At 61.0% G+C, this 17403-nt stretch carries 15 protein-coding genes; 6 read left to right on the top strand and 9 right to left on the bottom strand.

Features of this window, described 5'->3' with window-relative positions; all coding sequences use genetic code 11:
* Positions 1 to 105 precede the first annotated feature (105 nt).
* The 6 genes from PXH66_RS10590 to PXH66_RS10565 form a co-directional block, all read right to left on the bottom strand.
* Complete coding sequence (locus PXH66_RS10590) at positions 106 to 756, bottom strand: CpXC domain-containing protein (protein ID WP_330928127.1); 651 nt, start codon at positions 754 to 756, stop codon at positions 106 to 108.
* Positions 757 to 904: 148 nt separating this feature from the next.
* A complete protein-coding gene (locus tag PXH66_RS10585; RefSeq protein WP_330928128.1) occupies positions 905 to 1558 on the bottom strand; it encodes an ATPase in 654 nt (217 codons plus the stop codon).
* Entirely contained in the window at positions 1548 to 1859 is a 312-nt protein-coding gene (locus PXH66_RS10580; RefSeq protein WP_330932358.1) for a type II toxin-antitoxin system Phd/YefM family antitoxin, read from the bottom strand. The genes PXH66_RS10585 and PXH66_RS10580 overlap by 11 nt, the downstream gene beginning before the upstream one ends.
* A gap of 282 nt (positions 1860 to 2141) precedes the next feature.
* Complete coding sequence (locus tag PXH66_RS10575; protein ID WP_330928130.1) at positions 2142 to 2579, bottom strand: type II toxin-antitoxin system VapC family toxin; 438 nt, start codon at positions 2577 to 2579, stop codon at positions 2142 to 2144.
* A complete protein-coding gene (locus PXH66_RS10570; protein ID WP_330928131.1) occupies positions 2572 to 2829 on the bottom strand; it encodes a type II toxin-antitoxin system Phd/YefM family antitoxin in 258 nt (85 codons plus the stop codon). The genes PXH66_RS10575 and PXH66_RS10570 overlap by 8 nt, the downstream gene beginning before the upstream one ends.
* 332 nt (positions 2830 to 3161) lie before the next feature.
* The gene (locus tag PXH66_RS10565; RefSeq protein ID WP_330928132.1) at positions 3162 to 3977 is read right to left on the bottom strand and encodes a restriction endonuclease; all 816 of its coding nucleotides are present in this window, start codon (positions 3975 to 3977) and stop codon (positions 3162 to 3164) included.
* A gap of 536 nt (positions 3978 to 4513) precedes the next feature.
* Between PXH66_RS10565 and PXH66_RS10560 the strand changes: the two genes are divergently transcribed.
* Positions 4514 to 5218 carry a phosphatase PAP2 family protein gene (locus PXH66_RS10560; protein ID WP_330932357.1) on the top strand — a complete coding sequence of 235 codons (705 nt, stop codon included), beginning with the start codon at positions 4514 to 4516 and terminating at the stop codon, positions 5216 to 5218.
* Between the two features lie 753 nt (positions 5219 to 5971).
* Here PXH66_RS10560 and PXH66_RS10555 read toward each other — a convergent pair.
* Entirely contained in the window at positions 5972 to 8401 is a 2430-nt protein-coding gene (locus PXH66_RS10555) for a ribonuclease R family protein (RefSeq protein ID WP_330928134.1), read from the bottom strand.
* Between the two features lie 110 nt (positions 8402 to 8511).
* Between PXH66_RS10555 and glgA the strand changes: the two genes are divergently transcribed.
* The 5 genes from glgA (at position 8512) to ndk (ending at position 14752) form a co-directional block, all read left to right on the top strand.
* Positions 8512 to 9960, top strand: coding sequence for a glycogen synthase GlgA (gene glgA / locus PXH66_RS10550; RefSeq protein WP_330928135.1), 1449 nt, complete (start codon positions 8512 to 8514; stop codon positions 9958 to 9960).
* Between the two features lie 444 nt (positions 9961 to 10404).
* A complete protein-coding gene (locus tag PXH66_RS10545) occupies positions 10405 to 11868 on the top strand; it encodes a cryptochrome/photolyase family protein (RefSeq protein WP_330928136.1) in 1464 nt (487 codons plus the stop codon).
* On the top strand, positions 11865 to 13238 hold the full coding sequence (locus PXH66_RS10540) for a TIGR01777 family oxidoreductase (protein ID WP_330928137.1): 1374 nt from the start codon (positions 11865 to 11867) through the stop codon (positions 13236 to 13238). Before PXH66_RS10545 ends, PXH66_RS10540 begins: the two co-directional genes overlap by 4 nt.
* A complete protein-coding gene (locus PXH66_RS10535; protein WP_330928138.1) occupies positions 13235 to 14194 on the top strand; it encodes an NAD(P)/FAD-dependent oxidoreductase in 960 nt (319 codons plus the stop codon). Before PXH66_RS10540 ends, PXH66_RS10535 begins: the two co-directional genes overlap by 4 nt.
* Positions 14195 to 14335: 141 nt before the next feature.
* The gene (ndk, locus tag PXH66_RS10530) at positions 14336 to 14752 is read left to right on the top strand and encodes a nucleoside-diphosphate kinase (RefSeq protein ID WP_330928139.1); all 417 of its coding nucleotides are present in this window, start codon (positions 14336 to 14338) and stop codon (positions 14750 to 14752) included.
* A 61-nt stretch (positions 14753 to 14813) separates the two neighbouring features.
* Here ndk and PXH66_RS10525 read toward each other — a convergent pair whose 3' ends face one another.
* Positions 14814 to 16286: an alpha-L-fucosidase gene (locus PXH66_RS10525; protein WP_330928140.1), complete on the bottom strand. Its 1473-nt coding sequence runs from the start codon at positions 16284 to 16286 to the stop codon at positions 14814 to 14816.
* A gap of 81 nt (positions 16287 to 16367) precedes the next feature.
* Positions 16368 to 17357 carry a helix-turn-helix transcriptional regulator gene (locus PXH66_RS10520; protein WP_330928141.1) on the bottom strand — a complete coding sequence of 330 codons (990 nt, stop codon included), beginning with the start codon at positions 17355 to 17357 and terminating at the stop codon, positions 16368 to 16370.
* Positions 17358 to 17403 lie beyond the last annotated feature (46 nt).

Genomic DNA, 17403 nt, shown 5'->3' with positions numbered 1-17403 from the left:
ACGTGAAAGACTGCAAGCCGCGCTCTGATCCTGGGAACACTAGCTCTAAGCTTCCGCGCCACGTGCTGTTAAAAACCAGCGTGCGGACCGCGCCCGATTCGCTGCTTAATTTCCCAATCCATTGCGACGGATGACGCCGCTGGCGTAGGCCTCATCGACCCGGTGCCATTGCCCGGGTTCCAGCGGCTCGGCATCGACGACCGGAATGAACTGGCTGGCGAACTCCGCGTATGTTTCCTGAGGCGTTCCGATAAATTGGGTGCCTGATTCGTTCACGATGGCGAATTGCAGCTCTGCCACGCCCTGCTGGCCGGTGCCCAGTCCAGCGAACAGCAGATCGCCCGTCGAGAGGCGGTTGTCGTTGGCGCGAATGATCAGTTTGTAGAGCTCCATAATCCGGTCATCAAGATCCAGGTCGATGAGGTGCGTTTTCTCCACGAGGTGATTGCGAGACCGGACCACCCGCAGACGGTAACCTTGCAACACTTCTCCAGTGGGCAAACCGTGGGCGTCGTTCGAGTCGTCAGCCCCCTGCAACCACACCATGCACCGCCGCGCCGGATGGTGATACAACACGGGATAATTGATCTCGGTCTGCTTCCCACACGCCGCGCAGACAAACCGATGCAAGGCCCCGCTTTTCAGCTCCGCCAACTTTTCCGGATGCGATGCTACATTGATGGAGCTCCACGTCGTAAATGCCTGCGCGTGCGCGCACTGGGGACAGGAAACGGTAACCTCTTTGGCTTGGCTCATAGGGAAGGGAACCGTGAACCGCTCATCCCCAAACCACAAAACCTAACGTATCAAACCGCACGTTCCTTCCGCCATAGTTCTGCGGTGAGAAGTGTAGGGCGTTCGCTGGCGAACGCCGTTGCAGCCGCGTGGTTTTCGTAACACGTGTTTAACCCATCAAACCAAAATGGCGATAGGCGGCAGCAACGATTGGTTTGGCCCACTGCGGAGTAGTGGAAAGGACATCGGGACCAGGGTAGGCCAACTGACCGTTCTGAATCGAGAGGAGCAATGTGGGGTCCGGGATCTCGCCTTCCGCCACTTCGGGCGAATTGTCAAACAAGCGCAATGTAGTCACATGCGGGATCAAACGAATGATGTTTTCGTGGCTCCCGATCCAGCGCTGGCGAATGGCGGCCTCCGGGATGGGATGACCTCCTTGGGCGACGCGACTGGCAACCCGCTGCAGATGAAGGTCCACCGATTTCAGACCGACAAACCAGATATCGATTTGGTGACTTTTCCCGGCTGCTCGGGTGAGAAGATTCGTGATCGTTTTCCCGCCGAGCGTGGATTCGAAGGTGAAGTCAGTTCCTTGGGCGATGGCGGCTTCGAGCTTCGCTTTACCGTAGGCCCATGCGATCGCGTTGGCTTTCACTTGGGACAACGTCTCCCGCGACCGCAGTTGGTGAGCATACTCATCGGGATTGAAGTAGACCGCGCCCGCCGCCTGCAGCGCCTCGCCGCCGATGCTGCTTTTCCCCGCCCCGTTGACACCGGCGAGCACCGTGAGAGCAGGGAGGGGGCGACTCTTAGCGGGCATGCGCGCGTTGCTTTTTCAACTTCGCCAATGCCGGGCTGGGCTTGACCGCTGACGCCTTGAAGAAACTTGCCCGGGCCTTCCGGTCCGGCGCGGTGTTCATTTTGGCGACCATCTGGTCAAAGTCGGCGGACAGACTTTGCAGCGGTGCCAGGCGGCTCTGCTGGATTTCTTCGTAACGCTCGGCGGTGAGAATCACGAACTCACGCCGGTTGTGGCGAGTAATCGCCAGCGGCTCCCGGGAAGCGAGGCGCACGACCTCGCTGAACTTGTTTTTGAGCACAGTGGCCGAGACGTCGGCCATGTCAGCGACGGCAGAAAACCCGAATGGGCGCGGAGCGGTGGTGGTTTTCGACATGCCTGCAGCCTGTGCAAATTAACTAAAATGGCAAGAATGGCCTTTAATGCTCTTTTCCCTCATTCGCCCGCTTGTTCCCGAACCTGCAATGCCAAAGGTAGGGCGTGCTCGCCGAGCGCGCCGAATTAAATTGGAGGTGGTAGGGGATTCGAAACGCGGTGAAACACCTGCCGATGCCACTTTATTTCAATGATTTGGGCGGAATTCGTTTCGGGCTTGAGGTCGTGCCTACTCAGGCATGATCACCTCGAAACCGAGATCGCGTGCGGCTGCGGCCTGACGTTTGTCGTGGGTGATCAACCGAGTGATGCCCAGTTCGGCCATACTGGCCAAGTGGAGCCGATCGAGGGTGCGGCATTGCACCTTGGCTTTCGCGACCTGGTTCAATGCGAGGTCCCACAGCGTGCCGCCGCTGGGCGGCGTGACGAACGGATCCAATTCCAGCAGCCGTCGTAGCTCAGTCTGCACCTTGCGCTGTCGGTTCAGGTTGAAAAATCCACCCAACCGACGCGCCACGATCTGCTGTTCCGCCTCTACGCGAGCGAGCGCAGAGACCACCACTTCAGCTTCCTCGGCAATCAACCCCGCCACGGCCGCTGATTCAGGTTCGGGGAACAACAGCTTCAACAAGCAACTCGTGTCGATGTAGGCGGCGGATTCACTCATCGTCCCGGTCAAGATCCAACGCAGCATCCACCCAAGGAACAGTCGGCTGCTTGCCCCACGTCGCTTTCAACCATGTGGCCTGTGCGGCGGGGTCAAACCGCTTCCGTGACTTTTCGCTCTCCGGCTCGATCGGCAACAAGCGCGCCACCGGCTTATTCCCCCGAGTGATTAACATGCCACCGGTCGTCTTGAGACCCCGCTCCACGGCCGGCCACTTCTGCCGTAGGTCGCGAATGGAAATCGTCTTCATGTCGAAAACGTGAAACCTGTTTCACGAAAGAGTCAACGACTCGATATCAAGGCCAGCGCACCCCCCTTGCAGGCCCCCATCCAGCCCACCAATTAATCAAGATTCAAGGATCGACCCCGTGCTCGTGCGACCCCGTGCTCGTGCGTGACCCCGTGCTCGTGCGTCGGCGAGCCATGAGCCTGCTGTCGGACGCATACCGCGAGCACGTGGAAACCGTTTGAATCCGAGAAAGCAGCCGGTCACTACAAACGCAAATGTTCGTATTACGAACATTTGCGTCGGGCCTATTCTAAGCGGGCATTTATTGCATTTCGTATTGTCCGGTTGGACTCTCAGGGCGCTTTGCCGACTTCCAGTTTGCCGCGGCAGCGGGGAAATTGGCTACAGCCCCAGAACGGCCCGAATTTCCCGTTTCGTTCTACCATCGGAGACTCACATTTCGGACAATGCTTCGAACGGGAATCCAACACCCGATTCAATGAATCGGTTCCGAGCATCGCTACCGCCCGTTTTCCGAGTTCGGCGGCATCGACGATATCGATCTCGTGCTGGGCGGCAAAATTTCGAGCGGGTTCGGTCCCACCGCGCAGGCAAAAAATAGCGGCTTGTTGCACGCCGAAGTGGGTCATGCTGCCGAGCAGTTCTCGCACGACTTTTTCCTGCACCTGCCAGGTTTTCCAGTGCTTGCATTGGATCAGCGCCGAGAGGCCGTCCTTCGAGACCACCAGGTCAACGCCGCCATCGGGATGAGCTCCGCCCTTTCGATCAACCTGGAAGCCTTCCGCGCTGAAAAGTGCTTCGCAGAATTTCTCGAATTGGAACCAGTCGATTTTCTCCAGCGCCTGCTCGACTTCGTATGAGGTCCAGACCACGCGCGGCATATTCGAGGAGTTCTCTCGTTTTGGCAGTTGGAGGGCAGAGGAATACTGCGCGGAAGGTTCAGATTTCGAGATATCTGAGGTTGCCGCTGGGCGCTTTTTGAGAGAGCGAACGATCAACCAAATGACGCCGACCAAGAGTGCCAGTCCGAACAGAAAAAACAGGACTGAAACTAGTGCCGGAACGAATCCCTTCATCCCGCCGATGCCAAAGGCGGTGAGAAGAATGAGCGCGATCGCGGCGCGAACCGAAGCCTCGGTCTTGTCCATTTTTTTGGATCTTCTTCGTCTCGCCATTTTTGGGAAAGTTGAGGCCCGAAATCACCCGAGTCGAGGAGCGAGAACGAGCTTCTGAGACACTTGTTCTTGGAAATGACTTCTCTCCAACGAAGCGCATGAAAGCAGGGGGGGCGAAAGAACGCTTCGTCGGGCCAGCGCCGAAGTCGTTCGAGGCAAAGGAAGTCCGGGATTTACGCGAGGTCGAGCTTTGCCGAGAGGGGGGCGGCAAAATCTCGGATAGTTCGGGGTAGTTCGAGGGGAGCGCGAGCGAGCTCGCAGCCTACGGTTTGGGGGAGGCGAAGTCGCCGCGAGTGGGCTGTCGATCAGGGACAGGCGGAAGACGTCGGCTAGACAGAAGAGGTCAGGTCTCTGACTGATGGCTGGACACAAAATACCCGCAGTGGAGCGTCGAATGGAACACCGACGGAAGGGGAAAGGCGTCGGCTCTGATTTTACTTCTTACTTCAGACTTCTAACTTGGCTCTCCCCGTTCGCACCGACGGGGCGAATTGCGGTCTGTTTGGGGGATGAACGATTTTAAGCGCGCAGGATGGAGCTCTTTTTCGGTGTCGCGGTGGGTTTGGGTGGTCGGGGGCGCGGCGGTGCTGGCGTTTGCTTATTTGGTGTGGCGGGGAGCGGCGGGAGATTTTTTGGCGGCCGAGAATCGTTTGCTGGTTTTGTTGCGCGATTCGTCCGATCCGGGGAGAGGCATCGGGCCGTGGTGGATGGAGGGGGTGATGCGGGATCTGACGGGGCTAGGCAGCACGGTCGTGCTCACACTTACGACGATCGGAGTCGTGGGTTATTTGTGTCTGCGGCGGTCGTGGTTCGCGGCGGGCTTGGTGGCGGCGTCGGCGGGAGGTGGCGCGGTTTTGGTGGTTGGGTTGAAATCATTGTTTTCCCGGCCTCGACCGTCAGTGGTGCCGCATTTGGCAACGGAGGTTTCGGCCAGTTTTCCGAGCGGGCATTCCATGATGGCGTCGGTGGTCTATCTCACGCTCGCGGTGCTGCTGGGGCAGTTGGTGGTCCGACGGCGCGAGCGCGTTTACTTCATCGCCATCGGCTTGTTCGTCGTGGCCTTGGTCGGCGTGAGTCGCGTGTATCTCGGCGTGCATTATCCCACCGATGTCTTGGCGGGGTGGTCGGCCGGTATTGCCTGGGCACTCTTGTGCTGGGTCGTCGCGGTTAACCTGCAACGGCGGCGTGCTGTGGAAACGCCGCCCCGAGGGTAGGTGGAGCGTTTGTTTTTAACCACAGATGGACACAGATAAACACAGATCAGGATCTATTGATCGGTTCATTTGACCATGGATGGTGTTGATCGAGGGGCAGGACGGTTTGACCCACGGAATACACGGAAAATACGGAAACGAAGACGCCTTCGGGGGGAGCAGAATCTTGGGATTCTTTTGGGTGGTTTCGTTTCGTTGGATTATGCCTAGGTTTTGATTCCGGCTTTCGTGTATTTCGTGTGTAACGTGGGCAAAAATGAAACCGGCGTGGTGGCTGATAGCAGAGCTCTCAGTGATCGGATTTTCTAACCACAGATGGACACAGATAAACACAGATGGGTATCCACCGATCGGTTGATTTGACCATGGATTGTGTTGATCGAGGGGCAGGACGGTTTGACCCACGGAATACACTGAAAACACGGAAACGAAGACACCTTAGGGGGGAGCAGAATCTTTGGATTCTTTTGGGTGGTTTCGTTTCGGTGGATTATGCCTAGGTTTTGATTCCGGCTTTCGTGTGTAACGTGGGCAAAAATGAACCCAGCTGGATGGTGGTCGGAGGCGGTTTCGGCGAAACCGCCCTACCTTTTCTGCTTACAGCCGGGTTTGCTAGTCGGGTTGATGTGGGGGTGGTCGCTCAATGGGATGCGCGGTCTTCGCAAGCGAAGCCCCTACAACGGAGGGAGCGCGAGCGAGCTCGCGGCCTACCGGCGCCGACTGTTGCTTGATACCTGATCCTTAAACGACGCCTTAGCGGCGGCGTTTGCCGCCGGGTTTGCGGGGGCCTTTACGGTGGGCTTGGGCGCCGGGGCGTTGCTTGGGTTTGGTGCCTTGTTTGGACTTGGGGTGCGGGCGGTGCTGGAGCGTCGTGGCGATGCCTTCGGCGGGGCTTGTTTCGCTTTGGCTGTCGGCGGCGAGCTTGAAGTCGATCATGCGTTTGACGCGGTCGACTTTGGCGACTTGCACCGGGATGCGGCCGTTGAGTTCGTAGCGTTTCTTCGTCTTGCGACCGATCATCGCCGTGTTGTCGTCGGTGAGGCTGTAGTAGTCGTCACCGAGCGCGTGGGTGGGTAAAAAGCCAAAGGTCATCGACTGCTCCAGCTCGATGAAGAGACCGTGTTGGCGCACGTCGGTGATGATGGCGGGGAAGGTCGTGGGTTCGCGTTTGGCGAGGTCGCGCTCGAAGAATTCGAGCGTCTTGATTTTGACGCTCTCGCGTTCGGCTTCCTGGGAATTGGTTTCGGTGATGCTGAGGTGTTCGCCGAGGCGTTCCGCTTTTTCCTGGGTGTAGTTGAACTTGTAACCGGCGGGCATGGGCCAGCCGCCTTGCGTGATGAGGTAGTGGTCGATGATGCGGTGCACCACAAGGTCGGCGTATCGACGAATTGGTGACGTGAAGTGGGTGTAGTCGCCTTTGCACAGACCGTAGTGCCCGTCGGGCGAGGCCCGGTAGGCGGCTTTCTTGAGCGAACGTAGCAGGGAGGTGCGCAGCACGTGGCCTTGCGGATGGGTGCGCAGGAGGCGGAGGAGTTTGGTGACTTCTTCGCGGTTGGTGAGGTCGCCGACTTTGATGCCGAACGTCGCCAAGTGCTGGCGGAGTTCGCCGAGTTTTTCGTCGTCGGGGTCGTCGTGGACGCGGTAGACGGAGGGCAGCTTGTGCTTCTTGGTGAGGTGGGCGACGGCTTCGTTGGCGGCCAACATGAACTCTTCGATGAGTTGATGGCTTTCGTCGTGCTCGATGAGTTCGAGGCGTTCGGCGTAACCGAATTCGTCGACGAAGACCTTGGTCTCGGGCATGTCGAGATCGAGGCTGCCGCGGTTCATGCGGTCGCGGCGGAGTTTGGAGGCGAGCGACCAGAGCGTGCGCACCCACGACTGCAGGTCGCCGAGTTCTTTGTCGGTGAGTGATTTTAACGCGCGGCCGGTGGAGCCGGTCTGGTGCTTGGGAGGGAGCGGCAGGTCGCGGGCGGCCTGCAGGTCATCTTCCTTGAGGAGCGTGTAGGCCTGTTTGTAGGTGAGGCGCTTGCGGCTGCGGATGACCGTATTGGCGTAGGCGCTGCTGATGACGCGGCGCTTTTTGTCGAAGGTGAGGAAGACGGCTTTGGTGAGACGGTCCTGGGCTTCGACGAGCGAGCAGAGGCCGTTGGAGAGTTTCTCGGGCAACATCGGGATGACGGTGCCGACGAGGTAGGTGGAGTTGCCGCGAGTCTGGGCTTCCTTGTCGAGTTCGGTGCCTGGTTTCACATAGGCCGAAACGTCGGCGATGTGGATGCCGATCTTGATCTGGTCGTCGGGCAGAAACTCGATGGACAGGGCGTCGTCGAAGTCTTTGGCGTCGTCGGGGTCGATGGTGAACGTCGGAATCTTGCGGTAGTCGAGACGAGCGGTGAGATCGCGCGGCATGACATGATCGGGCAGCGCGGCGACCTCGGCCTGGACGTTGGCGGGGAACTTGGGGTCGAGGTTGAACTTGCGGAACACGCCGAGCATCTCGGCCTGCGCCTCCCATTGGCGGCCGAGGCGCTCGATGATGCGGCCGTCGGGGGCGCGGGTGGTATTGGTCCACTCCTGGAGGCGCACGACGACCTTGTCGCCCTCGTCGGGCGCGGGGGAGAGTTTGGCGTCGGCGGGGTCTTCGACGGCAATGTCGTGCACGAATTTGGGATCGTCTGGGGAAACGTAGTAACGTTTGCGCACGCGGCGCAGGGTGCCGACAACGATGTCGGTGCCGCGATCAATGATCTCGGTGACGCGGCCGCGGGGCTCGTCGCCGCGCGGTTTGCGGGCGTTTCGGCGCTGGTTGGGGCGGGTGTCGAGCTGGATGCGCACGACGTCGCCGTTGAAACCGTTGGCGGCGTCTTCGGCGGCGATTTGCACGACCTCGGGGGCGTCGGGATGGGCGGCGCGATCGATGATGACCATGGCGGAACCGCCGGTGCGGAAGCGGAGCTTGCCGGTGAGGGTGCCGTCGCCGTGGCCGCCGCCGGCGGCGTGGGGGGCGGTGATTTTGTCGCCGGCGACAAGTTTGAGCTCACCGCTGGCGAGCAGGAGGCGGACCTCGTGGGAAAAGAGGCGGCGCTGTTTCTTGTTGATGCCGATTTGACGGCCGAGCTCGGTCTCGTTGACGGGGCGGTAGGCGGCGGCACTGACGTGCTGCAGCAGGGATTTACTGAACTTCATATACGATTGAAAAAAGGGGAAGGAATGGCCGTCGGAACGGCCACCGACGCCGACGGGGGCGCGGAAGGTTTTGCGTGGACAGGGGAGCGAGTTACGCAGATCCCTGATTGATGAAAATAGTTCACGTTGCCAGTGAGATGTTTCCCTACGTGAAGACGGGCGGGCTGGCTGATGTCGTGGGGGCGTTGGCCCAAGCATTGGCGCAAAAAGGACACGAGGTCACGGTCTTCCTGCCGGGCTATCGCGCGGTGCTCGATCATCCGGAGGTGGCGCCGCTGCTGCAACGCACCCGGCGCTTGCGGATCCAAATGGGAGATATGTTCATGACCGGTGATGTGCGGGAGTTCACGCCGGAACCAAACCTGAAAATCTGTTTGATTTGCCGGGAAGAGTTCTTCGACCGCCGCGCACCGTATGGCAACGGGGAGCGGGACTACGAGGACAACCATCACCGTTTCATCTTTTTCTGCAAGGGGGTGGTGGAGGTTATGCGACTCTACGAAATCGATGCGGACGTGGTGCACGGGCACGATTGGCAGGCGGGGTTGTTGCCGCTGCTGCTGCGATCGGCCGAGCAACGGCATGGGCTGAACCTGGCCATGCACACGGTGCACACGATCCACAATATTGCGTTTCAAGGTCTGTTTCCCATGCGGTCGTTTTACCGGACGAACCTCCCCAAGGAGTTCATGGGCATCGATGGCGTGGAATATTACGGGCAGGCCAGCATGATGAAAGCAGGCCTGTTGTTTGCCGATCGGGTGACGACGGTGAGCCCGCAATATGCGAAAGAAATCCAAACGTCGGAATACGGGTGCGGCCTCGATGGTGTGGTGCAAACGCGCGCCGAGGATTTGGTGGGCATGGTTAACGGTATCGATTCGGCAATCTGGAACCCGGCGACGGACGCGCGGTTGCCGGCGACCTATTCCGCGAGCGACCTGGCGGGCAAAACAGCGTGTCGGAAAGCGTTGCTGGCTTCGCAGGGATTCGACCCGGAGTTCAGCGGAACAGTTTTCGGCATGGTGTGCCGGTTGACGGAGCAAAAGGGCGTGCAGTTCGTATTGGCGAATCAGGCATTTTTCGTGCGGGAGGAGGTGCGTTTGATCGTGCTCGGTGCGGGCGACGCGGCGTTGGAGGAGCAGATGCAACTGCTGGCGGCGGAACACCCCGGCAAGGTCGCCTACAAAGGCGCACTCGACGAGAATCTCAGTCATCTGGTGGAGGCCGGCAGCGACTTTTTCCTGATGCCGTCGCTCTTCGAGCCGTGCGGCCTGAACCAAATGTATTCGCAGGTTTACGGCACGGTGCCGGTGGTGACGCGGGTGGGAGGTTTGCTCGATACCGTGACCGACATCGACTCCGATCCGGCGGCTGGCACGGGCATCCTCGTTGAAGCGACCGACGAAGGTGTGGGCAAAGGATTGCAGCGTGCGCTCGCGCTACATGGTGATCGCTCGGCCTACGCGGCGGTGCAGCAACGCGGCATGGCGCGGGACTTTGGCTGGGCGACGGCGACGGCGGCCTACGAGGCGTTTTATGCCGAGCTGATGGGGTGATTGGTCACCGCAGATAACGCCGAAAATTGCGGATGGTTGAGGCAGATTCGTGGTGGTTGCGTGCGTGGATCGAGGTAAGCTGTCCGCTGGCGGACGCTGCTGAGCGCGAGCGAGCTCGCGGCCTACGTTCGGAGGCGATGAGGTGTCGTGGGCTTGTGTCCGCAGTGTCGGCGTGATCTGCGCCTAAACTCCGAAGCTCTCGGTTTTGGAATACCCTGTTATCGGAGTTTTCGTTTTCGTGTATTTCGTGTGTTTCGTGGGTAATCTCATTTACCCCCCCACACCAAGAGAGCGCGAGCGAGCTCGCGGCCTACGGTTGGAGGGTGTGGCCGCGCGTTTGGTAGCTGTGAATTCGGCGCAATCTGTGGTTGGATTTCGGGTATTCATGGCGATGGATCGGCGCGATAACTTGCATGAACTGGGCGGCTGCGTTTCGTGTCATAAGTGAGCGAATCCCCGACCATTGTTTGGCTTAGGCAAGATCTGCGTTTGGCGGATCATCCGGCGTTGGCGGCCGCCGCGGCGCGAGGCGGGGCGGTGGTTCCGGTCTATATTTGGGACGAAGCGGGGGAAGGCGATTGGCCGCTGGGCGGCGCGAGCCGCTGGTGGTTGCACCATTCATTGGCGGCGTTGGATGACGCCTTGCAGGGCAAGGGCAGTCGACTCGTGCTGCGCGCGGGCCGGGCGATCGAGGTGCTGCGCGCACTCATGGCGGAGACCGGCGCGACGGCGGTGTATTGGTCGCGTCGTTACGAACCCGGTTCGATAAAACGGGATCGGGAGGTGAAGGCGGCGCTGCGCGAAGACGGTGCGGAGGTGCGCAGTTTTAACAGTGCGTTACTGCACGAGCCGCACACGATTCGTAACAAACAGGGAGGTCCGTTTAAGGTTTTCACGCCGTTTTGGCGGCATTGTCTCGCACGAGAAAAAGAGGCGGTGACTCCGGATTTGCCGGCGACGCTGAGGTCACCGCAGACGTGGCCGACGTGCGACGATTTGAGCGCGTGGAAACTGTTGCCGCGTCGCGATTGGGCGGACGGGTTTAGCGAGCGTTGGCGACCGGGGGAAAACGGTGCCCATGAGGCGTTGGCGGCGTTTGCTGATGAGGTGATCAATCAATACTCCGATCAGCGCAATTTCCCGGGGATTAGGGGCACGTCGCGGCTTTCGCCGTATTTGCATTTTGGGGAGATCAGTCCGCGGCAGATTTGGGCGGCGGTGGCAGCGTTGGGCGCGGAGCGGGGCGTCTTTCCTGCGAGCAAGGGAGCGCAGGTGTTTTTGGCGGAAGTCGGGTGGCGCGAGTTCGCGTATCATCTGTTGTTTCATTTCGACCACACACCGACGCATCCGTTGCGCGACGAGTTTGCCGCCTTTCCGTGGCGTGCGGATGAGGATGGGACATTGCTGCGCGCCTGGCAAAACGGACGCACTGGCTATCCGATTGTGGATGCGGGGATGCGCGAATTGTGGGCGACGGGTTGGATGCACAATCGCGTGCGCATGGTGGTGGCGTCGTTTTTGGTCAAACACCTGCGGCTGCCGTGGCAGCGCGGCGCGGAGTGGTTTTGGGATACCCTCGTCGATGCCGATCTGGCGAGCAACACGCTGGGGTGGCAATGGAGCGCCGGTTGCGGGGCTGATGCGGCGCCGTATTTTCGCGTGTTTGCGCCGGTGTTGCAGGGTGGAAAATTTGATGGCGACGGCGACTATGTGCGGCGCTGGGTGCCGGAGTTGGCGTCGTTGCCGAACAAGCATCTCCATGCGCCGTGGGAAGCCCCGGAGCAAGTGCTGACGGCGGCGGGAGTGGCGTTGGGGCGGAACTATCCGCACCCAATCGTCGATCACAAGGAAGCGCGCGATGCGGCGTTGGCCGCCTATCAGGAATTGCGCCAAGGAGGGCGGCCGTGAGTGAGCGTTTTCAACGCTCCGTGCGCATCGCGCGGTCACCCGCCGAGGTGTTCGCCTGGCACGAACGCGACGGTGCGTTTGAGCGGCTCACGCCGCCGTGGGAAAAGGTGAAGGTGCAGGCGAGTGGCGGCGGTATTCGGGACGGCGGGCGCGTGGAGTTGAAGTCCAAGATCGGGCCGATGTGGCTGAGCTGGACGGTGAAGCATTTTGATTATCGTGAGGGCGAACTGTTTTGCGATCGGCAGATCAGCGGTCCGTTTGCGCAGTGGGAGCATCGGCATAGGTTCGAGTCCGACGGCGCGGGTGGTTGCGTGCTTACGGACGACATCACGTATGAGTTGCCTGGCGGCAAAATCGGGGCGAAAGCGGCCAATTTCGTGGCGGCGCGGCTGGACCGTTTGTTCACGTATCGGCATGCGGTGACCAAGGCCGACCTGGAGATTGCTCCCGCGCGCACGGGCAGGGCGGTGATCAGCGGAGCGAGCGGGTTGATCGGGCGGGCGCTGGTGACGTTTTTGCGCACGCAGGGCTGGACGGTCGACCGGCTGGTGCGGCGTCCGGCGAAAGCGCCGGATGAGATCTCGTGGGATCCCGTGCGCACGACCGTGAATTGGCCGAGTGAATACGCGTGCGATGCGATCATCCACTTGGCCGGTGCGGGCATTGCCGACGGCCGCTGGACGCAGGAACGTCGCGAGCAGATCGGGCGCAGCCGCATCGAAGGCACGCGGACCTTGGTGGGAGCGATGCGGCAGCTGGCAACTTTGCCTCGCGTGTTTGTGAGCGGGTCGGCGATTGGCATCTATGGCGATCGCGGCGATACATTACTCGATGAAACCTCGCCTCGGGGGGAGGGCTTTTTGGCCGACGTGTGTCACGAATGGGAAGCGGAGGCGGAGTCGGCGGCCACGCTCGGCGTGCGCACGGTGAAGTTGCGCACGGGGCTGGTGCTGACGCCGGCGGGAGGCGCATTGGGCAAGATGTTGCCGCTCTTTCAACTGGGTCTCGGTGGGCCGATGGGCGGCGGTCGGCATTGGCAGAGCTGGGTCACGCTCGACGACTGGCTGCGGGTGTGTCGACACGTGATCGAGACCGATGACATTCGCGGGCCGGTCAACGTGGTCGCGTCCGAACCCGTGCGGCAGCGCGATCTCGCGAACGTGCTGGGCGCGGTATTGAACCGGCCGGCGATGTTGTCGGCGCCGGGGGGCGTGCTGCGGCTCGCTTTCGGGCAGATGGCGGATGAGGCTCTGTTGGCGAGCACGCGGGCGCATTCCGCCGTTTTGGCCGATACGGGCATAAGTTTTCTGCACCCGACACTTGAGAAAGGGCTGCGTCACGTGCTCGGTAAGTCCTCGACTCAACCATGAACAACACGACCGTCATCATCGGTGCAGGCATTTCGGGGCTGTTGCTGGCCCGCGAATTGACCGCGCGCGGAGCCAAGGTGATCGTGTTGGAAAAGAGTCGCGGGGTGGGCGGTCGCATGTCGACCAAGCGCGTGGGCAATGCGGTGTTCGATCAAGGCGCGCAGTTTTTTACGGTGCGCGACGAGTATTTTGAAGCGCTGGTGGAGTGTTGGTCGGGATGCGGTGCAACGGCGCGGTGGGGCGGAGCCGAGTCGGATCGTTGGATCGCTTGTCCGAGTATGACCGGACTCGCCAAGGCGTTGGCCAAATCGGTCAATGTGCGCTTGTCGCACAAAGTGGCGGCGGTGAAACGACATCGTTGTGGTTGTTGGGAAATCGATGTGGAGGGGGAGGAGTTGATCCGGGCGGAGCGGCTGGTGATGTCGTCACCGGTGCCGCAGAGCTTGGCGATGTTGGATGTGGGCGCGGTGACGTTGCCGTCGGCGACCCGAAGTGCGTTGGAGCAGTGCGTCTATCATCCTTGTCTGGCGCTGATGCTGATCCTGGACCGTCCTTCGGCGGTGCCGCCGGAGGGGCAGGAATTTGCGGACGGTCCGTTCCGGTGGGTGGTGGATAACGTGGCCAAAGGCGTGGCGCAGAGTGCGCCGGCTGCGATCACGGTTCATCTCAGCCGTGAGTTTTCCGGGGCGCATTACAGTGCGTCCGAAGCGGAAGTGTTTGAAAAAGTCATCCCGGCGCTGCGGCCGTTGCTCGGGGAGGCGGTGGTGACGGCGCGGGCATTGCACCGGTGGCGGTTCAGCGAGCCGGCGCACACGCATCCGCAAAAATGTGTGTGGTTGTCCGACATGGCGCTCGGCTTTTGCGGGGATAGTTTCGGCGGACCACGGGTGGAAGGCGCGGCGACGTCGGGGTTGGCGCTGGCCCGCGAAATCGCCAAGACGCTGGAAAGACACTGATCATCGCGATTGGCAGCGTGCGGGAGGAAGGCGAGGGCAGATGTTGCCCACATATTTTTGATTTCCGGCCATGATGAGGTGAAATTGGAGGGAAAATGAGGCTTTTCATACGCCGCCGGAAGCGGTTGAGTGCGCCCCTTTATGGACAAGACATTCGTTATCTTTAAGCCGGACTGTATGGCCAAGGGCCTCGTGGGACAGGTGCTCGCGCGCTTCGAATCTGCGGGTTTCTCTATCGCTGCGGCGAAGATGATCCAGCTCACGCCCGAGAAACTTCGTGAGCATTATGCGCACGTGGCCGACAAGCCGTTCTTTCCGGAGATCGCCGAATTCATGGGCTCGCGTCCGGTGATCGTGGCCGTGCTCAAGGGCGAGGGCGTGGTGGCCAAGGTTCGCGACCTGCTCGGTCCGACCGACTCCACCAAGGCTCCGGCCGGCACGATTCGTGGTGACCTCGGCGAGAACATGATGATCAACGTCTGCCACGCGTCCGACAGCGACGAGAATGCGCAAATCGAGACCGATCGTTTCTTCGATCCGGCCGAGGTGTTGGGCTAAGCAGATCGTTCCGACCCGTTTTTTTAGTTTTCGAACCCGCGCCCGAACCGGCGCGGGTTTTTTAGGGGGTAAGTGCGCCGGCGAGTTTGAACACGTAGGCGGCTCGGCCGCCGTCGCGAGAGACGTCGATGGCGGGCATGTCGATCAAAAGGTCGTCGCCATCGGTTTGCCAACTCAGTGCCGTGCCGTTGCCGAGCAGGGTTACGACGGTGGTGGCGGGGGCGGCCACATCGCGCAGACGTAAGGTCGCGGCAGGCAGCACCGGACAAATCGCGAAGAGGTCAGTGCCCTTGCGCGTGAACAGAACTTCCTTCACGGCCTGACCGGGGTCGGGTGCGACAGTGAGTTTAAGGATGTCGTAGCCGGACTTGTATTGGCCGCGCTCCGAATCGCGAATAATCCCGGCACTCCATTGGGTGGATCGTTTCCATGGGGTGGTGCCGTAGATGGCCTCGCCATTGATGGACAACCAGTCGCCGATTTCGGTGAGACGTTGCTGCATGATGACGGGAATGCGACCATCGGCGGTGGGACCGATGTTTAGCAGGAAGTTGCCGCCGCGACTGACGATGTCGGCGAGCATGAGAACGAACTCCCGACCTGTCGTGTAGTCGGCCAGGTTTTCGGTGCGACTGTAACCGTAGGAGTGACCCATGCCGCGGTTTTCCTCCCACGGGTGGGTGGCATCGGCCATGCCGGATCCGTATTCAGTGGTGAAATACCCGCCATGCGCGTGACGGGTTTCCTTGCCCCAGCGGTCGTTGACCACGACATCGGCGGCGGAGGGCGAGTGGTGAAAAAGCCAATCGAGCATTTCGGTCGAGTGCCAGAGCGCGGCCGGGTGTTCCCACTCACCATCGGCGAAGATTACTGACGGGTGATAGCGATTCACGACGTCTTTGAACTGGGGGATCATGTGCTCGGAGACGAAGCGGTCCGGATCGGCTTGGTAGAGTGGGTTGAACCACTCGTAGAGGGAGAAATAGATCCCGAATTTCAGGCCGGCGTCGCGCGTGGCGGCGGCGAGATCGCCGAGCACATCGCGTTGCGGCCCGATTTCGACCGCGTTCCAAGGACGATTCCAGGTGCGCGAGGCGTCGGCACTGGGCCAGAGGGCGAAGCCGTCGTGGTGTTTGGAGGTCAGCACGACGTAACGAGCGCCGGATCGCACGAACAGGTCGGCCCAGTCCTGCGGGTTGAAGAGCTGGGCGGTGAAATCCGGGGCGAAATCCTGGTAGTCGAAGTCGGCGCCATAGTTGGCGGCGTGAAAGGATTTTACGATGGCATGGTGGCCGACGGACTCGTCCATGAGCGCTTTCCAATACCATTCGGCGTATTCGTTTTGGGCCGAAAAGGCGGGCACGGCGTAGGGCCCCCAATGGATGAACAGGCCAAACTTGGCCTCGCCCCACCACGCGGGATTGGGGCGTGCATCGATGGCCGACCACGGATCCTCATCCGGGGCGGCGGAGGCTGGGATGGTCAGCGCGAGGGTCATGGCGGCGAGGAGTAACAGACGGCGTGCGAGGGGCATGGGGCAGTGGGGGGTAAGCAGAAGGAGGCATATTGGGAGCAACGGCGGAGGCTCGCAAGCCGCGGGTCGGAGCATGAGCGATCAGGGCGCGTAACGGTGGGCCATGGCGATGGTGGTGGCGGTGAGTTGGGTGCGCAGTTCGGGCGGCGCGAGGACTTCGGCCTGGGCGCCCCAGCCGAGCACCCAGCGTTCGATTTCGATGAGAGAGCCCAAGCGCAGGTGGAGGTCGACCGAACCGTCGGGGCGAGGCGTGAGCCGTTGGGATTCGTGCCAGTCGCGTTCGGCGATGCGCTCGGCGACGGCGGCCGTGAAACGAATGTGGATGTCATAGTCCCCCTGGCCGCTCACGACTCCGAGCGCGGAGGCAAAGTAGGTGTCGGGGGTGAAATCCGTGGGCAGTTCGAACCGTTTGCGCGTGAGTTTCACGGTGCTCATGCGGGGCAGGGCAAAAGTGCGGATGGCATCGCGATCGACATCGTGGCCGACGAGATACCAGAGGTTTTCGCGGTGAGTGAGGTGATAGGGACGCACGCGGCGGGTTTCGGCCTCGGCGCTGTTGGGTTTTTTGTAGGCAAACGTCGCCTCGCGTTGCTGGTCGTGAGCCTTTTGCAGCGTATCAAACGCGGCGCTGTTGGTGCGGCCTTCGCCAAATTGACCGAAGGAGACGGCGTCGTGGTCGGCCGGCGTGAATTCGACGGTGCCTTTGAGACCGGAAGTAAGACGATCAAACGTGGACTTGAGCCGGTCGTAGAGCGGCGTGCCGCGGAGAGGTTCGAGGGCGCGTTCGGCGACGAAGAGCGCGACGGCATCGCCTTCACTCATCTGCACGGTGGGAAAGGCTTCGACGGGAGACGTATAGACGTAGGAGTGGGTGGTCCGGTCGTAGTCGAGCGGCAGGCCCAGGCGGTCCCGCATGTGGTCGATGTCGCGCTGGATGGTCTTGCGCGAAACGTCCAGTTCAGCGGCAAAACGCGTGCAATTGAGCGGTGCGCCGTCGCGCAGGCGCTCGTGGATGAGCATCATGCGTTCGACCGAGAAGCGGGAGCGGAAACCGGGGGGGGCGTCAGGCATGGATAATTAATTTCAGAATTTTAGGTATGGGACAATCTATGTCTCA

Source organism: Synoicihabitans lomoniglobus, from assembly GCF_029023725.1.
GTDB classification, from domain to species: Bacteria; Verrucomicrobiota; Verrucomicrobiia; order Opitutales; family Opitutaceae; genus Actomonas; species Actomonas lomonigloba.
The sequence above is the reverse complement of the archived record's forward strand: the minus strand, read 5'-3'. Positions and strand labels throughout refer to the sequence as shown.

What these genes read in the sequence shown, in the direction of transcription:
- PXH66_RS10560 (WP_330932357.1), top strand. Translation starts at nt 4,514, where the DNA reads ATGAACGATTTTAAGCGCGCAGGATGGAGCTCTTTTTCGGTGTCGCGG.
- ndk (WP_330928139.1), top strand. Translation starts at nt 14,336, where the DNA reads ATGGACAAGACATTCGTTATCTTTAAGCCGGACTGTATGGCCAAGGGC.
- PXH66_RS10535 (WP_330928138.1), top strand. Translation starts at nt 13,235, where the DNA reads ATGAACAACACGACCGTCATCATCGGTGCAGGCATTTCGGGGCTGTTG.
- PXH66_RS10590 (WP_330928127.1), bottom strand. Translation starts at nt 756, where the DNA reads ATGAGCCAAGCCAAAGAGGTTACCGTTTCCTGTCCCCAGTGCGCGCAC.
- PXH66_RS10555 (WP_330928134.1), bottom strand. Translation starts at nt 8,401, where the DNA reads ATGAAGTTCAGTAAATCCCTGCTGCAGCACGTCAGTGCCGCCGCCTAC.
- PXH66_RS10565 (WP_330928132.1), bottom strand. Translation starts at nt 3,977, where the DNA reads ATGGACAAGACCGAGGCTTCGGTTCGCGCCGCGATCGCGCTCATTCTT.
- PXH66_RS10520 (WP_330928141.1), bottom strand. Translation starts at nt 17,357, where the DNA reads ATGCCTGACGCCCCCCCCGGTTTCCGCTCCCGCTTCTCGGTCGAACGC.
- PXH66_RS10585 (WP_330928128.1), bottom strand. Translation starts at nt 1,558, where the DNA reads ATGCCCGCTAAGAGTCGCCCCCTCCCTGCTCTCACGGTGCTCGCCGGT.
- glgA (WP_330928135.1), top strand. Translation starts at nt 8,512, where the DNA reads ATGAAAATAGTTCACGTTGCCAGTGAGATGTTTCCCTACGTGAAGACG.
- PXH66_RS10570 (WP_330928131.1), bottom strand. Translation starts at nt 2,829, where the DNA reads ATGAAGACGATTTCCATTCGCGACCTACGGCAGAAGTGGCCGGCCGTG.
- PXH66_RS10580 (WP_330932358.1), bottom strand. Translation starts at nt 1,859, where the DNA reads ATGGCCGACGTCTCGGCCACTGTGCTCAAAAACAAGTTCAGCGAGGTC.
- PXH66_RS10525 (WP_330928140.1), bottom strand. Translation starts at nt 16,286, where the DNA reads ATGCCCCTCGCACGCCGTCTGTTACTCCTCGCCGCCATGACCCTCGCG.
- PXH66_RS10575 (WP_330928130.1), bottom strand. Translation starts at nt 2,579, where the DNA reads ATGAGTGAATCCGCCGCCTACATCGACACGAGTTGCTTGTTGAAGCTG.